The organism is Rhodohalobacter sp. 614A, from assembly GCF_021462415.1.
In the GTDB taxonomy this organism is placed as follows: domain Bacteria; phylum Bacteroidota; class Rhodothermia; order Balneolales; family Balneolaceae; genus Rhodohalobacter.
Genome location: NZ_JAKEDS010000001.1, coordinates 1,608,585 through 1,632,868 on the forward strand (window position 1 = coordinate 1,608,585; position 24,284 = coordinate 1,632,868).

Below are 24,284 nucleotides of genomic sequence, written 5' to 3' on the forward strand. Positions count from 1 at the left end.
CAATTGTTACATTTATGTATGCTGATAACAATTGACACATCCGCAGTACTGGCAGTTCTTGTTAATGAATCTCATAAGCAAGTAATTATTGAGCATACAGAGAACTCCGAGCTACAGTCACCGGAAAGTATAGATGCGGAGATCGGAAACGCACTATCAGCTATGCTAAAGCGCAAAAGAATATCCCTCACTAAGACGAAGCAGATTATTAATCAATTTGATCTCGTGCCCATTAGAAGAACACCCATTCGATTGAATGAAGCGCTCAAATTGTCAAAAGAATTCAATATTTATGCATATGATGGATACGTTTTGGATTGTGCAAAACAATACCGAACACCCTTACTTAGTTTGGACAGAAGAATGGTTGATGTTGCAAAAGAACTTAATATTACAGTTTTAGAGGTCTCATAATGAAAGTTTACACATACTCTCAAGCTCGACAAAAGCTGGCAAAATTACTGGATGAAGCCCGAAATGAAGGAGAGGTGGGAATAAAAAAAAGAGATGGTCAAACCTTTGTACTGAAGCCTGTAGAAAAGAAAGGCTCACCCCTCGATATTGAAGGCGTAGAAACTGATTTAGATCTCAATAGTTTAAATGAAGCCGTTCGAGAAAGCAGAGAGCGCGGCTAAAACTGCTGACTGATCTCTTCCAAGTGCCACACTGTTAATAGTAACCCCGCCCGGACTTGAACCGGGATTTAAAGCTTAGGAGGCTTTCGTTCTATCCGGTTGAACTACAGGGTTATATAGAACGTGAATTTCAATGTGATTTTGGTTAAACACACTCTTCATTTCCCTTTTAAGTGAGAAAGATATTGAGCCGGAGATCGGATTTGAACCGACGACCTACGCTTTACGAGAGCGTTGCTCTACCCCTGAGCTACTCCGGCGGGTAAAGAATCGTAAATTTAGGCACTTTTTGGTTCAGATTAAACCTTTGGTGAATGAAAAGTTTTGTTCATTCTGGAACTTTGGTGTTACCAAAAGTAATACACAGAGTGTGCAACTGCTCTATTGTCCTTTTGTATGGATTCAAAAGAACAAAAAAATCAAGACCGATTGGTTGGTACAGAATTTCTTCAATTGTTGAATGACTTGGGGTCATTCCAAAGTAAAAGAGTTGAAAGTTTTTTTCTGTGTAAACGTTTATTTTGAGAACGGTTTAAAATGAACGACGGCTTGATGTACAAAAGACTATTTCTTACCACAATTGTCTGGTTTCTGCTGGTGGGTGCACTGTTAGCCCAGGATTTGGAGCGCTATTCGTTTAGCTCAAACCACATGGGCACCCGGTTCAACATCGTTCTGTATACGGACAATGAATCTGTTGCAAGCCAGGCATCAAAAGAAGCATTTGCCCGGATTGAGGAGTTGAATCAAATCATGAGTGATTATCTTGAGGATAGCGAACTCAATCGTCTTGCAAAAACTTCAGGATCGGGCGAGGCCGTCAAAGTGAGCGAAGATCTGTTTACTGTTTTGCAGGAATCCATCCGAATGGCCAAAATGACGGATGGCTTGTTTGATATCACCATCGGCCCGATGAGCAAATTCTGGCGGGTGGTTCGGATGTCACCCGAGCCGGAATTGCCATCCAATGAAGAACTGGAAGAACTTCGGCAAAAAGTCGGTTACAAATACATCAAACTGAATGAAAAGAACCGAACCGTAGAGCTTCTTAAACCGGGAATGCAACTGGATCTCGGTGGAATCGCAAAAGGTTACGCGGCCGAAGAGGCACTGGCCGTGATACGAACGCATGGAATTGAAAAGGCACTCATTGATGCGGGGGGAGACGTCACTCTCGGAGATATGCCGCCCGGCCGTGACACTTGGGATGTGGCGGTTCCAAAAAATAAAACCAGGGGAGAAAACAGTTTTATTACACTTCAGGTTACCAATCGAACGGTAACCACTTCCGGTGATTTATTTCAGTTTGTAGTGATTGATGGAGAACGATATTCACACATCTTAAATCCGAAAACCGGGCTGGGCGCTACCCGTCAAATTCAGGCTACGGTCATTTCTCCCGACGGAATGCAGGCCGACGCCCTTGCATCAGTCCTCACCTTGATGGATCCAGAGGACGGAATAGAATTGGTCAACGGGCTGGATCACACCGAAGCCATTATTTTTATGAATGATGGCGGGAACATTCTTGAATGGTATTCGGTTAACAGTCGTATGTATCTCAAATGATTTTGAAATCATTTTCGGTTTCATTTTCTTGATTAAGAAGTACCTGGGAGATCATTTACAACTTAATGGAGAGCCCCATGAACGAGAATATCAGGATATTCGGCTGGTTACTTTTGGGTATGGGATTTGTACTTACCTTGTTAGGAGTAATGGCCATCATTGGTTTAGTTCACGTACAGATTGACGCTTTCGGAGTAAATCTGGATACCATACAGGAGAGAATTGCCTGGGTTGTTTTATGGATCGTTGCCGCTGTAACCGGTGGATTGCTTCTCGGGTTAACGCGCCCGGAAGACCAGGAAAGATCGGTTTGAGGTCGCTACTCTCGTTGAAAATGAAACCCTGAATTACAATCCCATACTCTGATTGTATTTCTATCGTTGCGGAACGCAGCTAATTCATTCTTCTTTTTTTGAGCAGTTATAGAATTTCCTCATCATTCGCTTTAGTGCTGTTTTTTCTCACCTAAAAATTATTATAATCTCCCCGAAACTTGTTGAGCTAAGCTCTCTAAGAAAGCGACTAATTATTTAAAGTGAGATTGGTTAAAGCATGAAACTGGAATACCGGGCATCGGATGAAATACGCAATGTTATAAATCAAATCGGGCGGACGGAGGACATCAAATTTTCTCCCGGAGCTCGCAGTTTTATCATTGCTGAATTTCTTGCTAATACGCTGCATCTATTCACTTTTGAGATTGACCGAACCATTTCTCCATCCGGTATATCTATTATGGGTTACAGCAAAATTACCTCTCCGGATATCAAAAATCCCCACGGGGTTTGTTTTTTGAATGAGGAATGGATTGTGGTTAGTAACCGGTCTGCGGGCGTTTCAATTTTCAAGCTTCCTGAGCCTGATGGTGAAATCAACAATTATGAGTTGTCTGCGGAGAAAGTCATCAGCGGGAAAGGGTTATTCACATCAAAAGTGAGTACACCCGGTTCGGTTCACAGTCACCAGATATCGGAAAATAAATTCAGAATTTTTGTTTGTAATAATCACAGGCATACGATTACATCTCATGTTATCAACCTGGAAAATGGCGTCAAAGTTAAGAACGAAGGGATTCTGATCGAAAATTCACTCCGGTTTCCGGATGGGATTACTGTGAGCCTGGACGGGAAATGGATCGCAATCAGCAATCATGATTATGGGCAAGTGGCGATTTATGAAAATAGTGGTGAACTCAACAAAAAAACTTCACCAGCAGTGGCCCTTGACGGCCCGGTTTGTCCGCATGGGATTCGATTCAGTCCCGATGCAAAGAAACTGTACGTTGCGGATGCCGCTACACAATATGTCTATTTTTTTGAATCTGAGGATGGAAACTGGAGCCGTGTAAAGAATTCGCCAAAAGCTCTTAAACTGGTAGACGATGACCAGTTCTACTATGGAAAAACCGGTGTGAAAGAGGGAGGTGTAAAGGGAATTGACATCGATCGTTCAAATGCTTTTTTGATACTAACCCACAGAATGGAAGTGGTTGGATTATATGATGTTCAGGCGTTAAATGAAATCAATCACAAACCGGATCCAAAAGAAATTGAAGAAATTAAACGTCTTCGGGATGAGACATTTAAAGCATCGGGAGAGAGCTTGTTGTTTAAGTACTGGCCGCAAGCGATTCCTTTCGTTCATTCGATAAAGCACAACAAGTATTTAAAGCCCGGTTATTACAAACAGCAGCGGAGGGAAGCTTTAGCCTTGCGTTCACTGAAATCTGAAAATCAGAAGTCCCGGCAGCCACTGACGGATCCGGCGGGTCCGGTTGTTTCTCTCACATCTCACGGTGTAAGAATTAACACGGTTTTCTATACGATTGAATCGATCCGGCGGGGAACTGTAAAACCATCGAGAATTATCTTGTGGCTCGATAACGAGGATTTGGGAAAACTGCCTGAACCGTTGCGGCGGTTACAGAAAGTTGGCCTTGAGATTTATTTCTCTGAAAATATTGGCCCTCATAAAAAGTATTATAGTTTTCTTCAGCAAAATGAAGCGTTTGATAAACCTCTCGTTACAGCAGATGATGATGTTATTTATCCGCCTGATTGGCTGGAAAAATTGGTGGAGGTTCACAAATCAAACACAGACGTAATTCACGCTTATCGCACCCTTCGGATGAGATTCAGTAACGGCAGGTTTATTCCTCCAAAAGACTGGAAGAATTCCGGAAGTACAACTCCCGACTCCTTGAATTACATTTTGGGGGTTTCCGGTGTTATTTATCCTCCGGAATTTCTTGAGTATCTCAAACAAGCAGGGGATAGATTTCTTTCAAGTTGTCCTACGGTGGATGATGCCTGGCTGACTGTAAGTGCGTTAAGAGCGGGTTTTAAGATTGCCCAAGTAGAGAACGAGCCCCGGTTGTTCATGACTATTCCCGGTTCCCAGAGCATGAGTCTGTATCAAAAAAATGTGGTTGAAGCAGGAAATCATTTTCAACTTCTCAGCACTTTTACAGATGAGGATATGCAGGATTTGAAAGTGGTTAGAAAAAATTGCTTTTTAGAAAAGGGCAGTTAAAGTACAACTTCCAACAAATCCACATCATAATGAGAGATTTCACAAGAGTCATTTCGCTATTTATTCTATTCATTTTCATTACATACAATTCCGCATTCGGGCAGGAGAACTCCACAGAAACAGATTCAACATTTGAAGCATACCATTCAGAGGTTTGGGATGAAATTGAGAAATCTGAATTTTCAGACAGCCTCCAAAATCAATATGCGGAGGAGTTTTTTGAGTATTACAAATCCCATAAAGGAACAAAATCAGCAGAAAGAGCTTTTTCCTCGGCCTTTCTTATGTGGGGAAATACAGGAAATAATCAATATGTTGATGAAGCATTGGCAACTCTTGACAACAATTCAGAATTGTGGACTTTAATATTGCGACCGCTTGGGAATATTTATGCAAGAAATGAGAATCTGGATTACGAGAATTATATCGGGTATCTGGAAAAAAAGGAGGACGAGCTAACACAACCTACAAGCAAATCTCAGCTTTACTTAATCTTAGTACGGCATTATGAAGACCAAGATAAAAAAGACAAGATTCGTGATTACGCCCAAAAAATGGTGGAATTAGATGCCAAAGATTTTTTCGTAGATTTCGCGCTTGGTCAGCTTCATGAGCTTGAGTCATTGCAAATTGGTCAGCCAGCACACGTTTTTGCAGCAGAAACTGTTCAGGGAAATTCTTTTTCTCTGTCTGATTTAAGTGGGGAATTTATCTTGCTGCAATTTTGGGGTACCTGGTGCGGTCCGTGCAAACCTGAAATACCTCACTTGAAAACATTATACGAGAAACACTCTGACAGAAATATGACGATTATTGGTGTTGCGTTAGATGAGAATGAGAAGTTAGTGCAGGATTTTACCACAGAAAATGAGATAGAATGGCCGCAAATATTGCAACCAAAAAGATGGGGAGGGGAAATCGTCGAGTCTTATAATGTGGCTGGTGTTCCCAGAATGTACTTGATTGATCCCGATGGAAAAATTGTGGCTAAAGATCTTAGAGGCGAAGAAATGGTGAATGAAGTAGACCGAATGATTGCTGAGTACTTTGATGAATAGATCAAACAAGATCCGCGAATCTGTAAAGGCTTAACGAATCTGATACTCAAACCTCGAAATCATCAGCTTTTACATAGGCGTCAATCAGGGCCAGCTCTCCCTCTTTGCCACCTTTCGATTTTCCGTGTTCCATTCCCACGATGCCGTCAAACCCTTTATCATAAATGTGCTTGAAGATATTCCGGTAATTGATTTCACCGGTGTAGGGTTCATTTCTTCCGGGATGATCGCCCAACTGGAAATAGGGAATTTCATCCCACGCCGCATCGATATTCGGGATCATATTTCCCTCGGTAATAGCCTGATGATACGCATCATACAGGATCTTGCATGATGGACTGCCAACATGCTTGCAAATTCGATATGCCTGTGATGTTTTGTTGAGAATCATTCCGGGATGATCATGAAGTGTGTTCAGAGGTTCGAGAACCACTACTAAATCGTGTGGTTCAAGAATTTCCATAGCCCGTTTCAACGTATCAATAACATTGAGTTCCTGGTAATCCATATCAAGACGTTTGTCTACATGGCCCGGGACCACCGTCATCCATTTGGCATCCACCCGTTTTGCCACCTCAACCGATTCACGGATTTCATCCAGGAATTGTTCCAGGTAGTCTTTGTCTCCGGTACTTAAACTCGGTTCATTCCAGTAGATCGTATGAGCCACAAACACACCCATTTCCATCCCGAGATCTTCCAGTTTTTGGCCGATTTGTTCTTGTGTCCGCCGGCTTCGGCCTTTCATACCGTTGTCTTCCAATCCACGGAATCCGATGTCACTCATAAATTGAAGCTGGTCCATTAAATCGCGGCCGGCATGATTCTCAAACATTCCGAAATGCGGGGAATATTTCAGTTTGAAATTATGCCTCGTCAGAAGATCTGATTTTTTAAGTGTCGAGGCATTTGCTTTAGTAAAAGCCGCACCGGTAGAAAGAGCTGTAGCTGCAAAAAGACTGTTTTTCAGAAAGGTTTTTCGATTCATAGGATATGTTGGATTGCAGAATAAGAAATGGATGTACAGAAAAGGAGTCCCCTCTTGAGAGGAGATTCAGGGGTGTGCTATTTGTAGTCAGTTCAGACAATCTCCATACTTACATCACACGGACACACCCCTGCTAATTCGCTAAACGCTTTTCAACGGTCTCCTTTTTAGAAGGATTTCTCTTTACCCTTTACTCGCCGTTGATTCCGTTCCCAAAACATCTGTAACTCCCGGAGTTGGAACAGGATAGTTACCATTCTCATCAGGCATTACGGGAGGAGGAGTATCCCAGGTCATGTTGTCAGGAACCATTTTATCATTGGCGTTAATGGCTTGATCCCAGGTAATCATCTGGCCGGAATATGTAGCCATTCGTCCAAGAATAGCAGTCATTGTACTTTTTGCTCCGTATTCGGTGTCGTCAATGACTTCTCCGTTACGAATAGATGCAAAAAGTTTGTCATGTTCAACCTGGTATGGATTTGGATCGTTCATGCCCTCGTGATCGTACAGAACAACGCCATCCCAATCTTTAATAACGGCTTTATTGTTGGAATCCAGCTCGATTGTGCCGAAGGCTCCCTGGAAATGCTCTGCTACACGAGAAAAGGTGTTGGGCTGATGACGGCACTGGCTGGCAATGACCGCTCCGCCCGGGTAAGTAAACTCTACAAAATGGTGGTCAAAAATCTGTCCGTGATCCTTTCCATTTCGAACTTCGCGTCCACCCATTCCCTGGGCAGAAACCGGATATTCGCCGATGAACCAGTTCGCAACATCGATGTTATGAATGTGTTGTTCCAGGATATGATCGCCGCATAACCAGTTAAAGTAGTACCAGTTTCTGTTTTGATATTCAAGCTCACTCATACCCGGCTGACGTTCCCGAACCCAAACTCCGGCGCCATTCCAGTAAACCTGTCCGGCCGTAATTTTACCGATGGCATTATCACGAATATGCTGAAGGGCTTCATTGTAATTATTTTGATAGTGCCGCTGCAATCCAACAACCACATTCAGTTTTTTACGCTTGGCTTCGCGACCGGCCTGCAGAACGCGGCGAACACCATGAGCATCCGTTGCAACCGGTTTTTCCATGAAAATATGCTTGCCCTGGCGTACTGCTTCTTCAAAATGCTCGGGACGGAATCCGGGAGGAGTGGCCAGAATCACAACATCAGCCAGCTCAATGGCGTGCTTGTATCCATCAAAACCAACAAATTTGTGCTCTTCCGGCACTGCAAGGCGGTCGGTTTCATTGCTTGCTTTCAACCGTTCGGAAAGAGCGGTATAGCACTCATCCAGCCTGTCTCTGAAAAGATCAGCCAACGCTACAATTTTAACACCGTTATCGGCCGTAAGTGCCTGGTTTGCGGCACCGGTTCCTCGTCCGCCGCAGCCTATCACGGCAACATTTAACGTATCATTGGCAGCAGCATAGGCACTTGATCCTATCGGAAGGCTGCTCAAAAGAAAACCGCCACCTGCAGCAAGCGATGTTTTCTTCATAAAATCTCTTCTTGTCAGTTTTGAGTTTAGCTGATTTTTGTTTTCCATGGCTTCATGTTTTGGTAGTTGTTGTTAAAATTTGATGATGGCTGTTAATTGTAATCCTGTATAGCATCAATCCAGTATTCTTCCATCTCATCAACTGAATTAGGTTCATTGACCGGCCTTACCACTCTGATGCCTACAAATGGCGCATTTGTATGCCACCAAAGACTTTTGGGAAGTTGAGGATCTCTCATTTTCCAGTTGGGATTAGAACCTCTCCGCTGAACACAGCTGGCCGATTCGGCAGGATCCATCCACGACCCGCCACGAACACTTCTGGGATAAAGCTGGTCCGGTTTGAAAAAAGGATTATCGGCAGGGTTGTGTTCAAGCTGGGCGCCGTAATCTTCATAATATTGATCGAAAGTCCATTCGGCAACATTGCCCAGCATATCATAAAGACCCAGAGCATTCGGTTCTTTACTTCCGGGTTGATGATATTTTCGTTCGCTATTATCACGATACCAGGCAAACCGGTTAAGTTCGCTTTGATTGCTAATTGGTTCATATACATTCGGATTGGCAGCCCTGCAGGCATATTCCCATTCCGCTTCCGTTGGCAAACGATAGAAATTTCCGGTTTTTACAGTCAGCCATTTGGTAAACATAAATGCGGCATAATGCGTCATGCTTACGGCAGGGAAACCGTCCGTTCCCATTCCGGCAGTCATATCGGAATAGGGTGGAGATGGCAGCGAAATAATATCGGCAGGAATGTCATTATCACGAAGCAGATCAAGCGCTTCTTCCGATAAGGTGGGAGATGAAATAGCATCCCCTTCAAGGTCAACGCCATATAGTTCCTTATAAACCTGTGTGCGGATGTCTTCAAGCACTTCATTTCTGAAGAGATTGTATTCATCCCAGGTGATTTCGTGTTTAGCGATCCAGAAAGAATCTACTTTTACTTCGTGGATTTCTCCATTTTCAAACGGGCCCATTTCATAATTTCCACCGGGAACCAAAACCATTTCGATCTCTTCACCGCTTCCGGGAATTTCAGCCGTATATTCTTCCGTTTGGATGTCAGTTACAGCAACATTATTAGTTTCATTTTGGGAAGTTGGTTCGGATTGAACCGGGGTATTATTTGTATTGACCTCAGAACTTTTACAGGATAGAATGAAAAATGGCAGTACCAGTATCCAAAAGAGGTTTGGGTTGTCCCAAACATTGCAAGCTTTCTTAATCATGTGAATGTAGGTATATCTTTTTCTCCAGTTGACAAAAGCCGTCTCATTAAATAAGCAAAATAAAACTTAAAAGAGACAACCGAATTTTAGACTATACCTATAAAATAGGAGAGAGGAAAGAAAAAATAATAAGGAATTTCCTGAAAGTGATGTTTATCCGAATATTTTCTTTTTCTTTTTTTGAATCCTCATTTCTACTTTAATCGAGAATACTTCAACCAAGACATACAATTTTTAAATTTAACGGATGATATGATTCTTAGAGTTGCCAACTACCTGATGATTGTTCTTTTTCTTTTAGCTGTGGTTGTTCAGTATAATGATACGAATCCTTTTCGCTGGATGTTGATTTACGGTGCAGCAAGCCTGGTTTCAATTCTCTTTGCCCTCAAAAAACTCAACTGGATTGCAGCTTCATCGGTACTTTTAATAACCGGGGTTTGGGCTTTGATGAAGATTCCTCACCTGACCGGAAATGGATTCCGGCATATGCTGGATGAAGTACAAATGAATCAGGCGGGTGTAGAAGCTGCCCGCGAATTTTTGGGGCTTCTTATCATCTTCGTATGGGTAGGGGTTCTGGCAATTTCCACTTATCGCAAGAAAGATAAAGCACCGCCAATAGCAGAATAAACTAATTCTGAATCCAGATTTTAGCTTTTTTCTTTTCATCAAACGAGAAAGCCTCAACTTCAATTGAGGGAAAAAGGTGGTCAGAAATATCAATAATTTTTTCCAGCCATTTCTTGTCTGTTACGAGCGCTTCTTTGTCGAAGCGGTCCCAGTTTTGAAGTCCGAATTTCAGATCTTTAAAGAATGTTTCGGGTGACATTCCTCCCAAAGATTTAATTTCAGCATAGATTCGGACGGTGGAGTGCTTGCTCATTTTTTCTTCGAGACGTGCTGTTATGGCGTCAAATTCCTGTTCGCTGATTTTTCCATCTATTCGAATTCCAACAACGTTATCTGCATCAATATCAATAAAGCCGGTCATGTCTCTCCTTATTTATAGTATTGCATATTATATTTTTCGAAAATCTCTTTATTTAAAGGGAAGGCCATGAGAAAAGTTTCTTAAAACAGGCATTCTCTCTGAAGTCGGTTTCAATTCGGAATTCACTTTTTGAACACATTCAGGTTGTAGATTCTATATCTTTTTAAAAAGGATTATATACCTGATCAAACCTTAGCCAGCTCTCTAAGAATGGATAAATCTCTCATTGTTCTCTTCATCATTATTATCACATTTGGTTTCATCTCTTGCCGGGAGTCATCTGAATCAAGTAATAATGAATATTTTTCACCACTCTCATACGTTGATCCGTTCATTGGCACGGCAGCTCACGGCCATACCTATCCCGGGGCAACAGTTCCATTCGGTATGGTGCAGGTAAGCCCGGATAACGGCAAAGACGGATGGGATTACTCCTCGGGTTACCATTATGAGGATTCGGTTTTAGCCGGTTTTAGCATGACTCATTTGAGCGGAACTGGAATCGGAGATCTTTCCGATCTGTCGTTTATGCCTCTTAACGGAACCGAACGCGACAGCGCAGCGGTTTACAACACGTATTCACACGAAAATGAATCCGCCAGTCCGGGTTACTATTCTGTGAAAATGGATGACGGTATTCGGGTTGAACTGACCGCAAGCAAACGAGTTGGTTTTTATCGCTATACTTTTCCCAATGATGAAGGACAGGCAGTTTCGTTGGACTTGGGATTTGCCATCAACTGGGATACCCCAACCGAAACTTTTCTTGAGATTGTAAACGACAGCTTGATTACCGGTTACCGTTTTTCTTCGGGATGGGCAAGAAACCAGTGGGTCTATTTTGCTGCTGAGTTTTCTAAACCGTTCTCAGAAGTAATTATCGAGAATGAGGGGGAAAAGCTTACGAATCCAACCGAAGCCAAAGGGCGTGAAACACACGGTTTCTTTTACTTTGATGAATCCGACAGTAATGAACTCTTGCAAAAAGTAGCCATTTCTGCTGTGAGTATGGAAAATGCTTTAGAGAATTTAAAAACCGAGGTTCCCCATTGGGAGTTTGATGACGTTCACAATCAAGCCGTTGGGATGTGGGAGAAGCAGCTTCAAAAAATTCAGGTTCAATCCGACGATGAAGCAAAGTTGAGAACGTTCTATACGGCACTTTACCATGCCACTCTTGCACCCACTCTGTTTATGGATGTGAACGGGCAATATCGCGGCCCGGATAAAAACGTTCATACGGCAGACGGTTATGAACACTACACCATTTTCTCCCTTTGGGATACCTATCGGGCGGAACACCCACTGCTCACCTTCATTGAGCCGGATCGGGTAAACGATATGATCCGAACGATGCTCAACTATTACGATCAAAATGGTTTTCTGCCGATCTGGGATCTTCACGGGTATGAAACCGGCACGATGATTGGGTATCACGCTGTACCGGTTATCGCTGATGCTTACTTCAAGGGAATTCGGGATTATGATGTTGAGAAAGCTTTCGAGGCGATGAAGAAGAGTTCACTCGAGCAAAACGAAGAGATTAAACGATACAACGAGCTTGGATATGTTCCATCGGATGAATTTGCAGAATCAGTTTCCAAAACGTTGGAATATGCCTATGATGACTGGGTCATTGCCCAAATGGCAAAAGCGCTTGGCAAGAACGAAGATTTTGAAATCTATTCAAATCGAGCACAAAACTATCTGAATGTATGGGATGAATCGACCGGCTTTATGCGTCCCAAACTGGCCAATGGCGAATGGGAAACGCCGTTTGATCCGCTTGCCGCCCCCGAAGATCTCGACAAACGAAATTACACCGAGGCCAATGCGTGGCAGTATTTGTGGTATGTGCCGCAGGACGTACCGGGACTCATGGACCTGATCGGAGGGAAGGAAAACTTTGTAGCACGACTGGATACCCTCTTTTCGATGGAATCAGAAACCAGAAGTGAAATTTCCGATATGAGCGGCCTGATTGGCCAGTACGTTCAGGGCAACGAACCTGCCCAGCAGATTCCCTATTTCTACAACTATGCGGATGCCCCGTGGAAAGCGCAGGAGATGGTTCGTACGATTGTGGATTCGCTGTACACCGATCAGCCCGACGGCCTGCCGGGGAACGAAGACTGCGGACAGATGTCGGCCTGGTATATTTTCTCCTCTCTCGGATTTTACCCGGCAAACCCGGCGAATGGCGTCTATGTAATCGGAAGCCCGGTGTTTGACAAAGCATCCATCAACCTGGCAGATGGAAAAACATTTACAGTGATCGCCAATGGTGTATCCTCACAAAACAGGTACATTCAATCTGCAACGCTGAACGATGAGCCGTACGAAAAATCCTACATCACCTACCGGGACATCATGGACGGGGCAACCCTTGAATTTGAGATGGGGCCGGAGCCGAACAAAGAGTGGGCAACAGGAGAAGATGCAAGGCCGCCGGTAACGGTTTATGAATAATGGTTTTTTAATCGGGACAGGTGTCCCAGATGGGTTTGTTTTCTTCTTCTAGAGGACTGTCTCACAAAAAAGTACGAAGGGGTTATAAAAGAAAGTCGGGATGACAGGATTTGAACCTGCGACCTCTTCGTCCCGAACGAAGCGCGCTACCGGGCTGCGCTACATCCCGAAAGATTAAAAATACGAAGTTGTGAATTGAATGTACATCCCAAATATCTGAATTATTCGTCACCCATTCGAATAGATAAACTTCTATAATTTACAACCCCATCCTGAATGAGAACCATCCGTAGAATTTCTTCCAAAAGAAGGCGGTTTGTGGTAAAGAGTCACTCCGCTGTTTGGCAATGGATGATCCAATTCTGGCAGATTTTTGCAATCCTGATTGTTTACAAAAAGTGAGTTTTGATAAATTTTTTCCAGATGACTCTGATAACCTCTGGCCAGTGAGGAGATATAATTTTCAGTCTGCCCCATGTCGTACACGGCAACCGTAACCTCCGTTTGAAGAAACGAGGCAAGTTTTTTGTACGATTCTTCCGCGATCTGTTGAGCCAATTCTGAAGCAGGGACATCGGGATTTGTTTCCAGTTGCCGAAGCGGCTGATCTGACAAATGGGAAAGGTGCAGGTTTTGGGGCGATGCCACGAGATAATTCGTAATACCGGAAAGAGATTCCACCATGACCGGATTCCCGTTGTTACAGGTGGACAGAACTGTTACATCAAACGTATCACCAAAAAGCCCCAGATCATTCGAGAAGATTTCTGTGTTCAGCAGGTTGTAGGGGCTGGAGCTGTGGTAAACGAAATATGGTTTTCCAACAGGAATTTCGTGGCCGAAGTAGAGAAAAATATTTTTATTGGAAGATTCGGCCAGGCTTTTAGTAACGATTTCTGCTTCTGCTTTTAATCCACCATTTTTGGGTGAATAATTTCCTCCACCTACCAGTTCACCATTCCGAAAGTGGTAATAATCCCTGTCTTTTTGAGGGATTAAAAACAGGAGTTTTCTTTCAGGTTTTTGATGGAAAATAAAAACTTCTCCATGCTTTGCATTTTGTCCGGTTTTGATGGCTTTATTCAGTACATCGAGATCAGCTTTGCGGCGTTTTCCATTAAGGTGGTAGGTATAATTGGCATCCGCATGAACGACGTATACCAGCGAATATTGAACCTCGCGAGTTGATTCATCCACCATCTGTTGGGAGGAAGAGCAGCCAAAGAACAGCACGAAAGCTGCAAGCAAAAAAACCAGACATAATTTTCTTTTCATAAAAAAAGCGTGGCAGAACCACGCTTGATTTTAAAAACTCAACGATTGTTTACAGTAACAACAAGATAATGATAATCAGCAAAGCTGTTGTTAAACTAATGGTAACAACTCGGTCGGCCTGCTCAATATCTTGCTGAGCGAATTGGGCAAAATCATTCAGTTGGCTGTCAGGAACTCTTTCGTATCCGTTTGTTCCATTCAGCTCATCCTTTTTTTCCTGGATGGTGTTTTTAAAATCAGCCAGTGCTTTTTTATCCGATTCCGGAACCCGGTTCATAGATTCTACCCGGTTGAATGCCGTGATGAGTTTATCAAAAGAAGTGTTCAGGATTTCTCTTTTTTCAACGGCTGTTTCTGCTTCTTTAACATTTTCAACCATTTTATTTATCTCGGTCTTCAGTTTGTCATGGGCATCTGAAGATTGAGCCTGAACCTGAAGAGGCATGAACGTTGCTGTCAAAAATAAAAGTAAAAATGATATTGTAAGCTTTTTCATAGTGTCATTTAAATTAATTAGTAACATCACTAATAAAACAAATTTTTAGCGATCATGTTCCATTTCGGACAAAAATTTACTCTTAAGATCCTAATTATCATATAATTACTTCATCAAAATTTTAATGGATTTAAAGGGTGCTACAGCAGCTGAATCGGTAAAATATGATTGTATAAAGATACTTTTGCAATTTCGAAACTTCATGGGTGTCAGCATCGTAGCCAAGAGAAATCATCCATTAACCTTTTGCTCATGACACAATCTCATCCGAAGTTTTCAAAAAAAATAATGTTGGTTGCAGGTTTTTTGTTTACGGCACTTTTGTTGCCGCTGCACTTGTCTGCTCAAAACCATTTTGGTGACCATGATATTGATGCCGATATAACTCAGCGTCTTCATCCCAGAGACGCCGAATATGCAATGACAACCCGAGAAGGTTCCGTGGATTTATTGGTTACTGATGATGCTATTCAAATTCAATTTTCAGACCGTTTTCTTGCCGAACTTGAGGATGAAATTCGTGACGATGAAGACCAGGATTATCACGAGGCATCCGTATTGGCAGATGTGATTAAATCGATGGTAACCACAGGTGTTAAAAAATTGTTGGATCACGCACTGATCATTCCTTTGTATGAAATCAGTGAGGTTTATTACGATGATGGAAGACTTTATATCATTGATCGCGAAGGAGATGAAATTTTTGAAGACCTGGAAATCGACGATGTGGATGTCATGGAAGATTTCTCACGGCGAGACGCCCGGCGGTTTGTAGCTGCTGTTGAGCGAAGAATGTATTAAGGAAGAAACGTTCGATGATTGGATCAAATCATCGAATTGTATGAGTGATCAATAAAATCGCCCGGCGAAGAGTATTCGTCGGGCGATTTTTTTTACCCCGAGTCGCCTGCACCTTCACAGAAACGAACCCAAAAGTTGTTCTGTTTTTGTAGTTTAGAAGTAATAAACAGAATCAAAAAAAGAGGTTTAAAATGGAGTATCGATTTTTGGGGCGATCCGGCCTGAAAGTGTCCGCCCTGTCATTTGGCTCATGGGTTACATTTGGAGAACAAATTGACGAACAACTTGCTACCGACTGCATGACGGAAGCGTACGATGCCGGTGTTAATTTTTTTGACAATGCCGAGGCCTACGCAGAGGGAAAATCCGAAACGGTTATGGGAAAGATCATCAAGAAACAAGGATGGAAACGTTCAGATCTTGTTTTATCAACCAAAATTTTTTGGGGTGGAGAAGGGCCAAACGATAGCGGGCTTTCTTATAAGCATATCATCGAAGGAACAAATGCGTCCCTCAAACGAATGCAGACCGATTATGTGGATCTGATTTTTTGCCACCGCCCGGACAAATTTACCCCGATTGAGGAAACTGTTCGCGCAATGGATCAGGTGATTCGTGAAGGAAAAGCATTTTATTGGGGAACCAGTGAATGGTCGTCCGAACAGATTCGTGAAGCGTATCATATCGCGAGAAGAGAGAATCTTCGTCCGCCATTGATGGAGCAGCCACAGTACAATATGTTCAAACGGGATAAAGTAGAAGGCGAATATGCGCGTTTATATGATGAAATTGGTTTGGGAACTACTATTTGGAGTCCGCTGGCGAGCGGCCTTTTGACCGGAAAGTATAATGACGGAATTCCCGATGACAGCCGCCTTTCTATGGAAAAATATGACTGGCTTCGCGAACGTCTCCTGGAAAGTGAAAGTGGAAAACAGCAGCTTCAGAAAGTAAAGGAACTTGCAGAGGTGGCGGATGAAGCCGGGATTTCCATGCCGGAAATGGCATTGGCCTGGTGCCTGAAGAATCCCAATGTGAGTACGGTTATAACCGGCGCTTCAAAACCGGAGCAGGTTCGCCAGAATATGAAAGCGATGGACAAAGTTGAAAAACTGACGGACGATGTGATGGAAAAAATCGAAGAGATTTTAGACAACAAACCGGATGAAGAACCAGATTTTCGCCGATAGATGAACCAGACATTTAATCCGCTCCGGAATCCCTCTCAACAAAAACCGGTCCCTGATATCATCCGGGAACTGAAAGAAGAGGGATATGAGCGGGAATTCAAAAAAGGGGATGTCCTTGTAAAACCCGGCAGCCCAATCTCGGACATTCCCATCATTTTGAAAGGTGCAATCAGTGTCTACCAACTGGATGATGATTACCGCGAAATGTTGCTCTATTATCTTGAGGAAGGGGATATGTGCATTATGTCGTTCATGGGCGGATTGTACAATGAATCAAGTAAAATAAAAGCGGTAGCCAGCGAGAAAAGTCATGTACTTCTTATTCCCGTCCAGAAAATTGGGAAAATTATTAAACATCATCCTGAATGGGTGGAATACATTTTTGATGTCTACCATCAGCGATTTCATGAACTGCTGGATGTAGTGAATGCAGTTGCGTTTAAAAAGATGGATGAAAGATTGGTGAACTTCATTGAGAAAAAGAGAGAAATTACCGGCAAATCTACCATCAAAATTACCCATGAAGAACTTGCCAACGAATTGGGAACTGCCCGGGTAGTGATATCCAGATTACTTAAAGAGCTGGAAAAAAAGGGAGTTGTGAAGCTCGGGAGAAATAAGATTACGCTACTGTAACAAATGTTACTGAGTTGGGAAAAACTGCTCTGTATATTTCTTTCTGTTGATTGAGTAACCAAGGATTTACCTGGCTATTTAATCTAAAAAGTCTCAGGACATAATCGATAACAGAAGAAATCAAAAAGACAGATGATGTTAAAAGAGCAGTTATTTTCAAACTGGTACCCCATGCGATGGTTTATGCTCATCCTTGGATTTGTGCTTGGTTATAATTTCCTGGCAAGTGGATCATCCATTTCCGGTCTGCTTTCACTTGTTATTCTATTCCAGGCACTTACCAATACAGGCTGTTTGCTGGGGCATTGTACTCCTGCTGTTCATCATCAAACCAAATCTGATTTAAATCTTGATGACGTAACCTTTGAAGAAATCAAAACAGATTGAACCATGAACGAAACACAAACAAAAGAGATCACTTTTAATGATTTAATAAAAGGCGAAACACCTGTCCTGGTGGATTTTTATGCTGATTGGTGTGGTCCGTGCCGAATGATGGCTCCCATCCTGCAAGACGTAAAGAACCGTTTTGGCGATTCTCTGCAAATCGTAAAAATTGACACAGAGCGAAATCCTGACATCGCCATTCACTACAATGTGAGGGGAATTCCGAATATGATCCTGTTCAGTAAAGGAGATATTTTGTGGCAGCAGGCGGGTGTAGTTCAGGCTCCACAACTCGAATCTATCATCCGAAGAAAACTGGAGGAACATGCCGTTGCCTGATCACCATAATTACGACGTAAAACTAACTTGGAAAGAGGGGCGCATCGGGGAACTTTCAGCACCTGGAATAAATGAGAAAATTGAAGTAGCTACCCCTCCACAATTTCCCGGAGGGGTTGATGGTGTTTGGTCGCCCGAGCATCTTTACACGGCATCGGTTGTGAGTTGTTTTTTTACATCGTTTACGGCCATTGCAGAATACTCCAAACTGGACTTTGTGAATTTAGAAGTAGAGAGTTCCGGAGAGATGAATCGGAATGAAGAGGGTAAATACATAATGAGCAAAGTGACGCTGAAGCCGGTTCTGACGATTGATGACGGATCGAAAGAGAAAAAAGCGTATCGCATTTTAGAGAAAGCAGAGGAGATCTGCCTGATCACCCGATCCATTCAATCAGAAATAATTTTCGAACCGAACGTTTACATTGCCCAAAAAGTGGGATAGATTTAATGCCGATTACTTTTTCTTTTATAATTGATTTGTGAAAGAATTAAGTTAAGTGTAAACAAATGGTTGAAAGAAAAATCGTACCTGATTATTATGAAATTTGAAACGCTGGCTATACACGCAGGACTTGATATTGGTAATCCCTCAAAAGCCATTATCCCCCCCATCTCTCCAAGTACAATTTTTGAGATTGATGAAACCGGATTAAAAGAAGGAGATTTTCATTATACGCGGCTACAGAATCCGAATCGCCAGCAGTTTGAACATGTAATTGCTGCGCTCGAAGGGGGAGAAGCTGCGGCCGCTTTTTCATCCGGAATTGCCGCTGCGGCAGCAATTTTACAATCATTGGAAACCGGCGATCATGTGATTATTCCCGAAGATGTATATGCCGGGAACCGGAAGATGGTAACATCAGTTATGAGCCACTGGGGGCTGGAATCCGATTTTATAGACATGACGGATCTGGAGAATATTGAATCGCATATCAGGCCGAATACAAAAATTATCTGGATTGAGACGCCCTCAAATCCGTTAATGCGAATTACAGATATTGCTGCTGTAGCCGAATTGGCAAAGTCGAATAACATCCGAACCGTTGCGGATAACACCTGGCCGACGCCGGTGAATCAGCTTCCTCTTGAATTGGGAATCGATCTGGTTCTTCACTCCACTTCCAAATATTTTGGCGGCCACAGTGATATTCTGGGCGGAGCCGTCATTTCAAAAAAACATGATGAATTTTTTGATCGGGTTTTAACGGTTCAAAAAATGGGCGGAGCCGTTCCCTCACCGCATGATTGCTGGCTGCTGAGCCGTAGTACCCGAACGCTTTCCTACCGGATGAAAGGCCACAACGAGCATGCCGAAAAAGTGGCGGCTTTCCTGGTAGATCATCCGAAAATTGCGGATGTATTTTATCCCGGTTTGGAATCTAACAAAGGCCATGAAATTGCCAAAAAACAGATGAAAGGATTCGGTGGGATGATTTCATTCTTGGTTGATGGTGATTACGATGAGACAATCAAAGTCGTGGGACGCACGAAACTGGTCAAACGTGCCACAAGTCTTGGCGGCGTGGAGACGACTTGGGAACACCGAAGAAGCAGCGAAGGTGAAGGATCCGTATCGCCGGAAAACATGGTTCGAATCAGTGTGGGCCTCGAACACCCGGATGATATTATTGAGGATCTGGAGCAGGCGTTGGGATAGTCAGGTTACAAGTCTCAGGATTCAGGAAATTTTAACTTTCCGAAGGTCTCCTTCGGAACACCCGGCCCGGAATCATTGCTTCAACCAAACACCAAACGTTGGCAAATTCTGACTACTCGCCAGAATTCATAAACTTCTCAACCCGTTCCGGATCATCCGGTTTGGTCATGAAACTGATACTCACAAGAAGCACTATGTTTACGATCAATCCGTAAATTCCTTCATGCATGGGGAATGGCTTGATTTCAGGGAAGATCAAACAGATTGTGTTTACCAAAATTCCACCGAAAAGTCCGGCAAGGGCACCGGCTTTGGTCGCCCGCTTCCAGTAAAACATGGCAAATACGATGGGAAAAATTTGTGCAACTCCGCCGTAGGATGCAAGCAATAAGGCTACGATGGAAATCTCATTAGAAATGGCAAAAAAGTATGATATCAAACCAATGATGATTACTGAAACCTGAATCAACAGGCGTTCTTTTTGATCGCTTAAAGGCTTGCGCACCAATTGGCTGACACCATCCCGAATGCCAATGGAAGCCGCTGAATGAAGAATTGCATCTCCCGATGACATGGAAGCTGCGAGTGCTCCTGCACAAAACAATCCTACGACAATGGCCGGGAGATCGAGTTGCATGAGAATGTAAGGCAAAATGCTGTCGGCTTGCTCTACTCCCGGAAATGCCACGATAGCGGAGAATCCAATCATCAAAATCGGGACAAGAAAAATCAAAAAAGTGGGATACAGAACCACGCTGAGCCGCAGAGAACGGGCGCTTTTGGCGGCATAACTCCGCATGAAAAGGTGCGGCCATGTCGAAAAACCGAATGCTGAAACCAGAACCGCAGAACTATATCCCCACCAGCTCCAGGCGGAGCCGTCGGAAGCTAATCCGGGTGCTTCGAGCATGGCTGTTTTTCCACTTTCCATAATGGCTGTAAACATTTCACCAATTCCGCCATACAGAGTGTTTGGAAGATAAATTCCCAGTACCCAAGCCATCACCATCATGAACATTCCCTGGAATGCGTTTGACCAACCGACGCCCATCACACCGCTGAAGTAAACATAGATCAACACAACCAAATAGGTTACACCGGCTCCCAGCCAGTATGGAATCAGTCCTTCACTAATCACATTCAAGACATAACCGGCCCCGACCATTTGCAGCGTGAGATAAGGAATAAAAACCACCACGCTTAGCAGTGCCAGCATCACCGACATAAATTTACTGTCGAACCGGTCGGAGAGGAGTTCTGCCTGGGTTACATATCCGTATTTTTCGCCCAATCGCCAAGTTCTGGGGCCGAAAAAATAGAAGGGTACAATTCCAATCACTCCGTAAGCAATGATGTAAAAAGCCGCAGCACCACGTGAATACGCCCAGCCCGGCCCTCCCAGAAAAGCGAATGACGAAAAGATAGATGCTCCCAATACAAAATAGAGAATAAACACATTCATGCTGCGGTCGCCGGCAACATACCCGCTCACACTTTTCGAAATTTTTAGCGATGGCAATATGCCTGTAAGAAGAGAGATGAACAGGTAGATCCCAACAATGAGGAGAATAATTGTGCTGGTTTCCATCTACTCCGGTTTTGATTTATAATCGGACCTGTAAAGCAAAAGCAAGGCGATGAATCCTGCGATGGTGCTGAAAATAATCCATGCAAATGATAGCGGAAATCCCAGGATAAATGGTGTCGCAGAGGAGAAAATCGTGTATCCCGGCCAGATAATCATGAGGGAAATCAAGGTCATCATGATGCAAAAAATGACTCTCGAAGTGCGATAGGATGATGAATTGTCTGTACCGTTACGGTTTTTAACCACGCCTTTTAATGAGTTATTAAGGATTGAATTCAGCGTGAATATAGTTTTTAAAAGCTTAAACTGAAAGATCCCGAAAGTTTTCAAAATTTTTAAAAAGTTGTCCGGTGACTCCTTATTGCTGAAGATTCTATTCAACTTTTCCTGCCAGATTCCATAGCTTTCCACCATGCCAAAAACCTACGTTGATATCGCATTTCCAACGGCCGTTCGCCGATTGTTTACCTATCATATTTCTGATTCTCAGAACATTCAGCCGGGCATGAGGGTTTGGGTTCCTCTGCGAAAGGAATTTGCAATCGGGATGGCTGTGCAGGTTCACACTCGAAAACCGGATTTTAAAACCAAATGTGTTGAACAGGTTTTGGATGAAGAACCAATCATGGATCAAACCATACTTCAATTGACAGAGTGGATTCATCGGTTTTACTATTGCAGTTGGGGCGAGGCCATTCAGGCGGCACTTCCGGTTGGGCTGAATTTTACGTCGGAGAAAAAATTGAGGGTAAAGAAAACGGATCGCGATTCACTTACTCAAAAAGAGAGAGAACTTCTTGGGGATTTGGAATCCGGGGATTACACATTACAAAATGCCCGAAAACGATGGCGAGACGGATCAGAAAAAAAAATCCTGAAAAAAATCATCAAACTGGGTTGGGTGGAAGTGTGGGAGCAACCCCGGCAGCGGGTGGATTATAAAACGGCAAAACACTGGCGGATTTCGGATTCCATCCATCCGGAGGAAATTTTGGACGAACTTTCTGAAAAAGAACAGGCCAAAAAATGGGTGCAGGCGTTTGAAGAACTCTCGAAACTGGATCTGCCAAAAACTCATCAGGAGCTTTTGAGCGACGAACTTTTTACGTCTTATACGCTGAATCGAATTGAAGAAGAGGGCTGGATTGAATCCGTTGACCTGCCGGTTGAGACGGAATCAAACCACAACGGGATTCATGAACCAAATAAAATCAAAACGCTATCAGAACAGCAGGGGGTTACTTTTGAAGAAATCAAACAACCTCTTGATGCTCGTGAATTCAAAAGTTTTTTGCTTTATGGCGTGACAGGATCAGGAAAAACAGAAGTGTACATTCATGCTCTGAAACATGCTTTGGATCAGGACAGGGGCGGGTTGGTCTTAGTGCCGGAAATTGCACTCACGCCTCAAACAGTTCAGCGATTTTTCCAGATTTTTGGGGATCAGATTGCCGTCCTTCATAGTCGTTTGAGTGATCGCGAACGTTTTGAAGCGTGGCAAAGCCTGAAATCCGGGGAGAAGCGAATTGCCATTGGCCCGCGTTCGGCAGTGTTTGCCCCGGTACAGAATATCGGTTTGATTGTTGTGGATGAGGAGCACGATACCTCCTACAAACAGTTTGATCCATCGCCACGATATCACGCACGGGATGTGGCGGTCATGCGGGCCAGTATGGAAAATGCAGTTGTAGTTTTAGGTTCGGCTACACCAGGAATGGTTTCTGTGAAAGCGGTGATGGAGAAAAAACATGAGATGTTGCAATTGCCACTGCGGCCAACCGGGACCATGCCCGAAGTAAAAATTCTGAATCTCCTGGAATACAAACACGCGATGAAAGGTTCGCTAACGGCCGAACTTCACCTGGAAATCGAGAAAGCACTGGATAGAAAAGAACAGGTCATTTTGCTCTATAACCGGCGCGGATATTCTTCTTATTTGCAATGCGAAGACTGCGGGCACATCCCGCAAAGTCCGCACAGTTCAACCAGTCTGACATATCACAAAAAGAAAAATATTCTGCTGTGTCATTATAGCGGCTATTCGCGTCGTGCCGATACGCATTGTGAAAAATGCGGATCAGAAAATTTGGTAATGAAAGGCAGTGGAACTCAAAAAGTAGAAGAAGAGATGAAGGACTTATTTCCAGACGCTCGATTGCTGCGGATGGATCGCGATACGACATCAGGGAAGTTTGGGCATCAGAAAATTTATGAGAAATTCCTGAATGGCGAAGCTGATATTCTGATCGGCACCCAGCTCGTAGCAAAAGGCCTCGACTTTCCGAATGTGACGGTTGTAGGAGTTATAAATGCTGATACTGAATTGGCCTTTCCCTCATTTCGTGCGGGCGAGCGAATGTTCCAATTGTTGAGCCAGGTAGCAGGACGTGCAGGTCGGGCTGAGAAACCGGGCGTGGTTTATGTACAAACCTGGAAACCGGATCATCCTGCTATCGAGTGTGCGCGAACACACGATTTTAAAACATTTGCCAAATATGAACTGGCTGACCGCGAAATGCTGGAATTTCCACCTTACTCAAGAATGATTGTATTCCAGTTTAAGGCAAAGAGTTTATCGAAAGTGCAATTGGTGGCAAATCGTTTTTGTGATGCCATGAGAAAAGTAACGGGTGAGGCTTCCGTTATGGGACCGTCACCGTCGGTGATTGAATGGATGAACGGGCAGTATCAATGGGAGGCGAATATTAAGCTGAAGCGGACGTATAATGCGCATGTGATCGAAAAATTATTGGATAGTATTTTTGAGCAGTACGAATCTATGAAGCCAAAAGGAGCGTCATCGGTGAGAATAAATGTAGATGTGGATGCGGTGGAATAAGGAAATAGCACTGTCACAGTGAGAGTGTCATCTGTCTTCCGAGAAACTTTTTTGATGCAGTTCAATTAAAAACGGTGATCT

At 43.4% G+C, this 24,284-nt stretch carries 24 protein-coding genes and 3 tRNA genes; 16 read left to right on the top strand and 11 right to left on the bottom strand.

What is annotated here, in order from left to right:
• The first annotated feature begins 18 nt into the window (after positions 1 to 18).
• Positions 19 to 414 (top strand): type II toxin-antitoxin system VapC family toxin, encoded by a 396-nt coding sequence (locus tag L0B18_RS06455; RefSeq protein ID WP_234570546.1) that lies wholly within the window; start codon positions 19 to 21, stop codon positions 412 to 414.
• Complete coding sequence (locus tag L0B18_RS06460; protein WP_234570548.1) at positions 414 to 635, top strand: type II toxin-antitoxin system Phd/YefM family antitoxin; 222 nt, start codon at positions 414 to 416, stop codon at positions 633 to 635. The genes L0B18_RS06455 and L0B18_RS06460 overlap by 1 nt, the downstream gene beginning before the upstream one ends.
• A gap of 41 nt (positions 636 to 676) precedes the next feature.
• Here the strand turns inward: L0B18_RS06460 and L0B18_RS06465 are convergent.
• Both L0B18_RS06465 and L0B18_RS06470 read right to left on the bottom strand, forming a co-directional pair.
• Positions 677 to 749, bottom strand: a tRNA-Arg gene (locus tag L0B18_RS06465).
• Positions 750 to 823: 74 nt separating this feature from the next.
• Positions 824 to 895, bottom strand: a tRNA-Thr gene (locus tag L0B18_RS06470).
• Positions 896 to 1,187: 292 nt separating this feature from the next.
• Between L0B18_RS06470 and L0B18_RS06475 the strand changes: the two genes are divergently transcribed.
• The 4 genes from L0B18_RS06475 (at position 1,188) to L0B18_RS06490 (ending at position 5,794) form a co-directional block, all read left to right on the top strand.
• The gene (locus L0B18_RS06475) at positions 1,188 to 2,204 is read left to right on the top strand and encodes an FAD:protein FMN transferase (protein ID WP_234570549.1); all 1,017 of its coding nucleotides are present in this window, start codon (positions 1,188 to 1,190) and stop codon (positions 2,202 to 2,204) included.
• Positions 2,205 to 2,281: 77 nt separating this feature from the next.
• Positions 2,282 to 2,518 carry a hypothetical protein gene (locus L0B18_RS06480; RefSeq protein ID WP_234570551.1) on the top strand — a complete coding sequence of 79 codons (237 nt, stop codon included), beginning with the start codon at positions 2,282 to 2,284 and terminating at the stop codon, positions 2,516 to 2,518.
• Between the two features lie 238 nt (positions 2,519 to 2,756).
• On the top strand, positions 2,757 to 4,736 hold the full coding sequence (locus L0B18_RS06485) for a hypothetical protein (protein WP_234570552.1): 1,980 nt from the start codon (positions 2,757 to 2,759) through the stop codon (positions 4,734 to 4,736).
• A gap of 29 nt (positions 4,737 to 4,765) precedes the next feature.
• Positions 4,766 to 5,794, top strand: coding sequence for a TlpA disulfide reductase family protein (locus L0B18_RS06490; RefSeq protein WP_234570554.1), 1,029 nt, complete (start codon positions 4,766 to 4,768; stop codon positions 5,792 to 5,794).
• A 46-nt stretch (positions 5,795 to 5,840) separates the two neighbouring features.
• Here the strand turns inward: L0B18_RS06490 and L0B18_RS06495 are convergent, their stop codons facing one another.
• The 3 genes from L0B18_RS06495 to L0B18_RS06505 form a co-directional block, all read right to left on the bottom strand.
• Positions 5,841 to 6,782, bottom strand: coding sequence for a hydroxypyruvate isomerase family protein (locus tag L0B18_RS06495; protein WP_234570556.1), 942 nt, complete (start codon positions 6,780 to 6,782; stop codon positions 5,841 to 5,843).
• Positions 6,783 to 6,965: 183 nt separating this feature from the next.
• Positions 6,966 to 8,339: a Gfo/Idh/MocA family oxidoreductase gene (locus tag L0B18_RS06500; RefSeq protein WP_234570558.1), complete on the bottom strand. Its 1,374-nt coding sequence runs from the start codon at positions 8,337 to 8,339 to the stop codon at positions 6,966 to 6,968.
• A gap of 44 nt (positions 8,340 to 8,383) precedes the next feature.
• Positions 8,384 to 9,529, bottom strand: coding sequence for a formylglycine-generating enzyme family protein (locus L0B18_RS06505; RefSeq protein ID WP_234570560.1), 1,146 nt, complete (start codon positions 9,527 to 9,529; stop codon positions 8,384 to 8,386).
• A 252-nt stretch (positions 9,530 to 9,781) separates the two neighbouring features.
• Here L0B18_RS06505 and L0B18_RS06510 point away from each other — a divergent pair, with 252 nt between their 5' ends.
• Positions 9,782 to 10,162, top strand: coding sequence for a transmembrane 220 family protein (locus L0B18_RS06510; protein ID WP_234570562.1), 381 nt, complete (start codon positions 9,782 to 9,784; stop codon positions 10,160 to 10,162).
• A gap of 1 nt (position 10,163) precedes the next feature.
• Here L0B18_RS06510 and L0B18_RS06515 read toward each other — a convergent pair whose 3' ends face one another.
• On the bottom strand, positions 10,164 to 10,523 hold the full coding sequence (locus L0B18_RS06515) for an STAS/SEC14 domain-containing protein (protein ID WP_234570563.1): 360 nt from the start codon (positions 10,521 to 10,523) through the stop codon (positions 10,164 to 10,166).
• Between the two features lie 210 nt (positions 10,524 to 10,733).
• Between L0B18_RS06515 and L0B18_RS06520 the strand changes: the two genes are divergently transcribed.
• Positions 10,734 to 12,992 (top strand): GH92 family glycosyl hydrolase, encoded by a 2,259-nt coding sequence (locus tag L0B18_RS06520; protein ID WP_234570565.1) that lies wholly within the window; start codon positions 10,734 to 10,736, stop codon positions 12,990 to 12,992.
• Between the two features lie 95 nt (positions 12,993 to 13,087).
• Here L0B18_RS06520 and L0B18_RS06525 read toward each other — a convergent pair.
• From L0B18_RS06525 to L0B18_RS06535, 3 genes are all read right to left on the bottom strand, one after another.
• Positions 13,088 to 13,161: transfer RNA gene (locus L0B18_RS06525), tRNA-Pro, on the bottom strand.
• Positions 13,162 to 13,244: 83 nt separating this feature from the next.
• Positions 13,245 to 14,267, bottom strand: a complete 1,023-nt coding sequence (locus L0B18_RS06530) for a clostripain-related cysteine peptidase (protein ID WP_234570568.1) — start codon at positions 14,265 to 14,267, stop codon at positions 13,245 to 13,247.
• A gap of 49 nt (positions 14,268 to 14,316) precedes the next feature.
• Positions 14,317 to 14,763, bottom strand: a complete 447-nt coding sequence (locus L0B18_RS06535; protein ID WP_234570570.1) for a hypothetical protein — start codon at positions 14,761 to 14,763, stop codon at positions 14,317 to 14,319.
• Positions 14,764 to 15,015: 252 nt separating this feature from the next.
• On the opposite strand from L0B18_RS06535, the gene L0B18_RS06540 reads away from it, so the two are divergent.
• The 7 genes from L0B18_RS06540 to L0B18_RS06570 all read left to right on the top strand — a co-directional run bounded on the left by L0B18_RS06540 (position 15,016) and on the right by L0B18_RS06570 (position 19,776).
• On the top strand, positions 15,016 to 15,564 hold the full coding sequence (locus L0B18_RS06540) for a hypothetical protein (protein ID WP_234570571.1): 549 nt from the start codon (positions 15,016 to 15,018) through the stop codon (positions 15,562 to 15,564).
• A 191-nt stretch (positions 15,565 to 15,755) separates the two neighbouring features.
• Positions 15,756 to 16,754: a potassium channel beta subunit family protein gene (locus L0B18_RS06545; RefSeq protein ID WP_234570573.1), complete on the top strand. Its 999-nt coding sequence runs from the start codon at positions 15,756 to 15,758 to the stop codon at positions 16,752 to 16,754.
• Entirely contained in the window at positions 16,755 to 17,390 is a 636-nt protein-coding gene (locus tag L0B18_RS06550; protein ID WP_234570575.1) for a Crp/Fnr family transcriptional regulator, read from the top strand.
• Positions 17,391 to 17,522: 132 nt separating this feature from the next.
• The gene (locus tag L0B18_RS06555) at positions 17,523 to 17,777 is read left to right on the top strand and encodes a hypothetical protein (protein WP_234570577.1); all 255 of its coding nucleotides are present in this window, start codon (positions 17,523 to 17,525) and stop codon (positions 17,775 to 17,777) included.
• A 3-nt stretch (positions 17,778 to 17,780) separates the two neighbouring features.
• A complete protein-coding gene (gene trxA, locus L0B18_RS06560) occupies positions 17,781 to 18,116 on the top strand; it encodes a thioredoxin (RefSeq protein ID WP_234570579.1) in 336 nt (111 codons plus the stop codon).
• On the top strand, positions 18,103 to 18,561 hold the full coding sequence (locus L0B18_RS06565; RefSeq protein ID WP_234570580.1) for an OsmC family protein: 459 nt from the start codon (positions 18,103 to 18,105) through the stop codon (positions 18,559 to 18,561). Before trxA ends, L0B18_RS06565 begins: the two co-directional genes overlap by 14 nt.
• A 96-nt stretch (positions 18,562 to 18,657) precedes the next feature.
• Positions 18,658 to 19,776 carry a trans-sulfuration enzyme family protein gene (locus tag L0B18_RS06570; protein WP_234570582.1) on the top strand — a complete coding sequence of 373 codons (1,119 nt, stop codon included), beginning with the start codon at positions 18,658 to 18,660 and terminating at the stop codon, positions 19,774 to 19,776.
• A gap of 112 nt (positions 19,777 to 19,888) precedes the next feature.
• Here the strand turns inward: L0B18_RS06570 and L0B18_RS06575 are convergent, their stop codons facing one another.
• Both L0B18_RS06575 and L0B18_RS06580 read right to left on the bottom strand, forming a co-directional pair.
• Positions 19,889 to 21,364, bottom strand: coding sequence for a sodium:solute symporter family protein (locus L0B18_RS06575; RefSeq protein WP_234570584.1), 1,476 nt, complete (start codon positions 21,362 to 21,364; stop codon positions 19,889 to 19,891).
• A complete protein-coding gene (locus L0B18_RS06580) occupies positions 21,365 to 21,541 on the bottom strand; it encodes a hypothetical protein (protein ID WP_234570586.1) in 177 nt (58 codons plus the stop codon).
• Positions 21,542 to 21,776: 235 nt separating this feature from the next.
• Between L0B18_RS06580 and priA the strand changes: the two genes are divergently transcribed.
• Entirely contained in the window at positions 21,777 to 24,203 is a 2,427-nt protein-coding gene (gene priA, locus L0B18_RS06585; protein ID WP_234570587.1) for a replication restart helicase PriA, read from the top strand.
• The last annotated feature ends 81 nt before the right edge of the window (positions 24,204 to 24,284 follow it).